Here is a 5,143-nt window from a genome sequence, read left to right as displayed (position 1 = left end):
CTTCCCTCGGACACCGGCGGGCCGATTGTGGCCCAGCAGGCGCTGTGCGCGGCGACTTCCTTCCAGGCTGTCTCGGCCAGGCCGCGAGCAATGCTCAAGACCTGTGGATCGACCTTGGGCTGAACGCGAAGGGCGTACCTTCCCGAGTGATCGATTGATGGTCATCGAGTAGGCCGGTGCTGCGAACACCGGTCGGGAAGGCACGCCCGTGCTCAGCGTAGTCAACGCCGACGGCACCACCGCCAACGGCTCCTCGGTCATCGACGAGATCGTCCGGGAGGGTGCGAGGCGGATGCTGGCCGCCGCACTGGAGGCCGAAGTCAACACGTATATAGCCGAGTTGGCCGACCAGCGGGACGATGCGGGCCGTCGCCTGGTGGTCCGCAACGGCTATCACCAGCCCCGTGCGGTGACCACCGCGGCCGGGACAGTCGAGGTCAAGGCTCCGCGCGTGAATGACAAGCGCATCGATGAGGCGACCGGAGAGCGCAAGCGGTTCTCCTCGGCGATCCTGCCGCCCTGGGCCCGGAAGTCCCCGAAGATCAGCGAGGTGCTGCCGCTGCTCTACCTCCACGGCCTGTCGTCGGGTGATTTCGTGCCCGCGCTCGAGCAGTTCCTCGGTTCCTCAGCTGGCCTGTCTCCGGCCACGGTGACCAGGCTGACCACCCAGTGGCAAGCCGATCACCAGGCGTTCGGCGAGCGCGACCTGTCCGCCACCGACTACGTCTACATCTGGGCCGACGGCATCCACCTGCGCATCCGCCTGGAGGAAGCGAAGGCCGCGGTTTTGGTCGTGATGGGCGTTCGGGCGGACGGCACGAAGGAGCTGATCGCGATGGCGGACGGCTACCGCGAGTCCTCGGAGTCGTGGGCGAACCTGCTGCGGGACTGCCAGCGGCGCGGGATGCGTGCTCCCGTCCTCGCCGTCGGCGATGGCGCTCTCGGCTTCTGGAACGCACTGAATGAGGTGTTCCCGGAAACCCGCCACCAGAGGTGCTGGGTTCATAAGACAGCCAACTGCCTCGACAGCCTGCCGAAGTCGGCCCAGCCCGCGGCGAAGAAGGCCATCCAGGACATCTACAACGCCGAGGACCGCGAGCACGCGGCCGCCGCGGTCAAGGCGTTTGCCAAGCAGTACGGGGCGAAGTTCCCCAAGGCCGTCAAGAAGATCACCGACGACGAGGGCGAGCTGCTGGCGTTCTACGAGTTTCCCGCCGAGCACTGGATCCATTTGCGGACCACGAATCCGATCGAGTCGACGTTTGCCACGGTGCGGCTGCGGACGAAGGTCACCAAGGGGGCCGGCTCCCGAGCGGCCGCCTTGGCGATGGTCTTCAAGCTGGTCGAGTCCGCCCAGATCCGCTGGCGAGCCGTCAACGCACCCCACCTCGTTGCCCTCGTCCGGGCCGGAGCCCGCTTCGAACGCGGCCACCTGGTCGAACGCCCCGAGACCTTCGCGGCATAAGGTCTGGTGCACCATGACCGACTACAACATCTACGGCACCAGCAGCCACACTGCCAGCGAGCTTGTTCGCCTCGCCGGCAGCTGCCTCGGGCTGGTCTTCACCGAGCGCGACAGCTACTACCGGGGGATCTACCACCGCGCGGACAGTCCCGACGGCGAGATCGAGATCCAGCCCAACCCGATTCCCGGCGACGACGGTGAAGACGACCTCTACGTCACCGAGCACCCGACGATTCAGGTATTGCTGCTGACGACCACTCCAGCCCCCAACCCCGCACTGCGGGCACAGATGGTCGCCATCGAAGGGCTTGTCCACCTGAAGCACGAGTCATGGTGAACGGGTACTGATCCACAGCTTTTGACAATTGCTCGCGCGAACTTCAGCGGAGGCAGAGTCGACTTCCGCGGCGCGAAGTTCAGTGGAGCCAGCGTCGACTTCACCGGCGCGAAGTTCAGCGGAGGCACGGTTACCTTCATCGACGCGGAGTTCAGCGGAGGCACGGTTACCTTCATTGGCGCGAAGTTCAGCAGAGGCAGCGTCGACTTCACCGGCGCGAAGTTCAGCGGAGGCAGCGTCGACTTCGGCCGCGCGAAGTTCAGCGGAGGCACGGTTACCTTCATCGACGCGGTGTACAGCGGCGGCACGGTCGACTTCGAGGACGTGACAGGCGCCCCACAGAACTGGGGACCTTTCCCGCCAACTGACTCGGGAGGGTGACGCCAAAAGTGGAAGAAGGCTAGGAAGCCCTCGAAGGCCAGGCCTCCACCGCAGGCTTCACCGCACCTCACCGAAGAGGAAGCCCCCACCGACGCCACCGCGTGTGCCCAGGACTAGGACGGTACAGGGACGCCGGGCCCTGTACCCATTTCCGCAGTCGGCTCACGATGGTCGTGGTGTCTGGTTCCGCCCCAGCTACCGGCCGGTTAGTTGTCCCATGGTGTCCGAGCTGGGATGCCAGGGCCGAATAGGCCAGCAGGATCGGTGACACGGTTCTTACCGGCACCTCTTCTCCGGCGCCACGGTCGACCTCTCGACTGCGAGGGGGCGACCGCCATCGGGTCTTGCGCCGGCGCCCGGTCAGCCCCTGCCCGACGGGCTGATCCTTCCTCCCGAGTGGTACCTCACGGAGTCCTGACGACGACCGGGAGTCAGCCTCCGATGCGGCTGGGAAAGCGCCAGCAGGAACTCGCCGAATGTCGCACAGAGGGTGCCGGGGCTGACGCCGAGGAGCTGGGCGATCGAGGTGATCGAGTTCAACTGTTACCAGCATGCGAGGACGGCCATGCCCCTGGCCGACCGGGAGCTGCGCGGGCGCGTTCCGCCCCGGCGGGACGTCCCCTGATCGGACCGGTAGAACGCTCACCAGCGGGCCGTCCGGCCTCTTCTGCGCCCGGGCGGTTCATCGGGCAGCGGCTCGACTCGCGCGGCAACGCCACTGGTGGCCTCCTTCCAGGCCTGCCAGGCGTGGACCGGTCAGATCGAGGAGGGCGATCGGTCGGCTGGCGTCGCGGGCGTTGTGGCGGAGGTCGGCGGCGCTGCTCTTCCTGGCGAGGCGAAGGGCGCCGATGGCGAGGTTGCGCAGGTCGCCATGGCGCGGGGTGCGGAGCCGGTTCGCAGTGGTGACGGGGTCCCGCCTCGCCGCCCTTTGATTCATCTGTTCTTCGCCCGGCCGGTATCCCGACCGTGCGTGGACTCGGCCGCTCGACGGTAACTCAGTGTGGATGCTCGGCCTGACCTCCACGATGGCGTCGGCGTCCTCGTGGTCGCCCTCCTCGTCGCGCCAGAGGAAGATGCGCACGTGCTTCGCCCGGTGAAGGCCGCGCGCCTTCCACTCGGTCATCAGGTCGGCGACGACGAGGGAGAGGGCGTACTGGGGGCCCTCGCTCGAATCGTCGGCGGTGATCGTGCCCCGCCACCGTTCGGGGTCGGTGCCGTAGGGGCGCCATCCGTCCGAGCCGTGCGGCTCGAGCACCCGGTACACCCAGTCCGTCTCGGTGCCCATAGCACCGATCCTGGCACTGCAAGGAGCATCATGCGCCGTATCGGATCCACACCCGCCGAGCGCGGGTCGATGTACCCAGTGGCAGGAGGGGCCGTGCCGCCCCAGCGGGGTCAGCCCTCGTCGGATGTGAGGGGCTTTCCGTAGGCCCAGGTCAGGCAGGATCCGGCCTGGAACAGTCCGCGTTCGGCGGGGCGGCGGTGGCCGTCGGATAGCCGGGCCCAACGCTCTTGCGCGCCGGCACCCTTCCAGACCCCAGCCGCCGGAGTGCCGCGCACAGGTCCTGTGGTGGTGTGGTGGGCCAGCCAGCCAGCCAGCCAGCCAGCCAGCCAGCCAGCCAGCGGGCGAGCGGTACACCCTCGCCCCGAGGCCCAAGCCCCTGCTCCAGGCCGGGCACCTGAAGTTGCCCGGCGACCTGCTCGACCCAGGCCCGCGGCTCGGCCCCAGGGTGGTGCCGGCGCTGCTCCCACGTCCGCATGGCCTCTGCGAGCGCGACGGTCTCGGGGTAGACGACTGCGGGGGCGGTCTTCCGGCGGCCCTTGGGCATGCCGAGGGCGTCTTCCCTGCTCCGCCAAGCAGCGCCGCCGACCTGACGGCGGTGGACCCACCACCACAGCGCGACCTGGTGGGCGTCCACGACGAGCGCGTCGCCTGCCGGGCCCAGCCGGTGCACGAGGGCCCGGTGCCGCAGCAGCGCGCGGGCCAGCTCCGGCAGGGGCGTGGTGTCGACGAGGTAGCCGCCATGGTCGCCGACCAGCCAGCGGCGACCGCACCCGCACGGTGTCCACCTGCGTCCGAATGAGATCAGCCAGGCGCCTTCTTCCGCGCACAGCGGGCAGCCGGTCAGCGGCGTCTGCCCGGCGCCGCGCGGCCACACCGTGCTGCGCACCTGGTGCGTGTCGTCTTCCATAAGGTGCCCGGTGCGCAGGTGGGGCAGTGCGCGGGGCCAGCTGGTCGACCGGGCGGCGGACCAGGTCGGCGAGCTGGCGCAGGCTCGCGCGCGACAGGTACACCTCCGCGGCCGCTGGCCGCAGGGCGGGTGTTCGGTGCGCAGGGCGCGGACGCGGTCGCGGACGCTGAGTGTGTGGTTGCCGGCGTCGCGGATGAGGGCGGCGATGGCCGCGTTGATCGTGGTGGCGTGCAGGTAGAGGTGTGCGAGGAGTCCTGCGGGCCAAGGTCGCGGTGTTCACCCAGATCCACTTTGAGCGGCGTATGGGCCCTTCTACTCCCGGCTGATGGGAATCCCACTCCCGCCCGGCCGAGCGTGGGGTGGCCGGCGCCGGCTGCCCGGCGCTCCGGGTCTGTCAGGATGGTGGGTATGGCGAATGAGACTCCGACGCACGATGCGCGGCTGCGGGACCTGGAGGCGGAGGCATTCCGCACCGGGCGGACCCTGGCCGAGCACAGTGAGCAGCTGACGACGATCCGTGACCAGCAGCGCACGGCGTTCGGGAACATCGACTCGCTCGCCAACGCCGTCGGCGCGCCGGGAGACCGGTCGATCGCCCAGCGTCTGGACACGATCGAACGAGTTCTGTTCGCTCTCGCGCGAGCGCAGGGCGTTGATCCGGACGCCGTCTGAGCCTGCCCGCTTGAACGGTTGCGGCCCGCGGGTCTGAGCGTGGTGCTGTCCGAGTCGGCCGGGCGGCTCACCCCGGGGCGGACCTGGGCCGACCAG

General features: G+C 69.2%; 6 protein-coding genes. 4 read left to right on the top strand and 2 right to left on the bottom strand.

The window, feature by feature from the left end:
- The first annotated feature begins 208 nt into the window (after positions 1-208).
- Genes ABZ471_RS47620 through ABZ471_RS47610 form a run of 3 tightly spaced genes read left to right on the top strand, consistent with a single transcriptional unit; the run spans position 209 to position 2,183 of the window.
- Positions 209-1,465, top strand: coding sequence for an IS256 family transposase (locus ABZ471_RS47620; RefSeq protein WP_359075397.1), 1,257 nt, complete (start codon positions 209-211; stop codon positions 1,463-1,465).
- Between the two features lie 13 nt (positions 1,466-1,478).
- Positions 1,479-1,802 (top strand): hypothetical protein, encoded by a 324-nt coding sequence (locus ABZ471_RS47615; RefSeq protein ID WP_359075396.1) that lies wholly within the window; start codon positions 1,479-1,481, stop codon positions 1,800-1,802.
- A gap of 21 nt (positions 1,803-1,823) precedes the next feature.
- Positions 1,824-2,183 (top strand): pentapeptide repeat-containing protein, encoded by a 360-nt coding sequence (locus ABZ471_RS47610; protein WP_359075395.1) that lies wholly within the window; start codon positions 1,824-1,826, stop codon positions 2,181-2,183.
- Between the two features lie 682 nt (positions 2,184-2,865).
- On the opposite strand, the gene ABZ471_RS47605 is transcribed toward ABZ471_RS47610, so the two are convergent.
- Together ABZ471_RS47605 and ABZ471_RS47600 are read right to left on the bottom strand one after the other, a co-directional pair.
- Positions 2,866-3,468, bottom strand: a complete 603-nt coding sequence (locus tag ABZ471_RS47605) for a hypothetical protein (protein WP_359075394.1) — start codon at positions 3,466-3,468, stop codon at positions 2,866-2,868.
- Positions 3,469-3,619: 151 nt separating this feature from the next.
- Positions 3,620-4,375, bottom strand: a complete 756-nt coding sequence (locus ABZ471_RS47600; protein ID WP_359075393.1) for a hypothetical protein — start codon at positions 4,373-4,375, stop codon at positions 3,620-3,622.
- A 408-nt stretch (positions 4,376-4,783) separates the two neighbouring features.
- Between ABZ471_RS47600 and ABZ471_RS47595 the strand changes: the two genes are divergently transcribed.
- Entirely contained in the window at positions 4,784-5,047 is a 264-nt protein-coding gene (locus tag ABZ471_RS47595; protein WP_359075392.1) for a hypothetical protein, read from the top strand.
- The last annotated feature ends 96 nt before the right edge of the window (positions 5,048-5,143 follow it).

Source organism: Streptomyces sp. NPDC005728 (assembly GCF_040630895.1).
In the GTDB taxonomy this organism is placed as follows: domain Bacteria; phylum Actinomycetota; class Actinomycetes; order Streptomycetales; family Streptomycetaceae; genus Streptomyces.
This window is presented reverse-complemented; position numbering and strand designations above follow the sequence as displayed.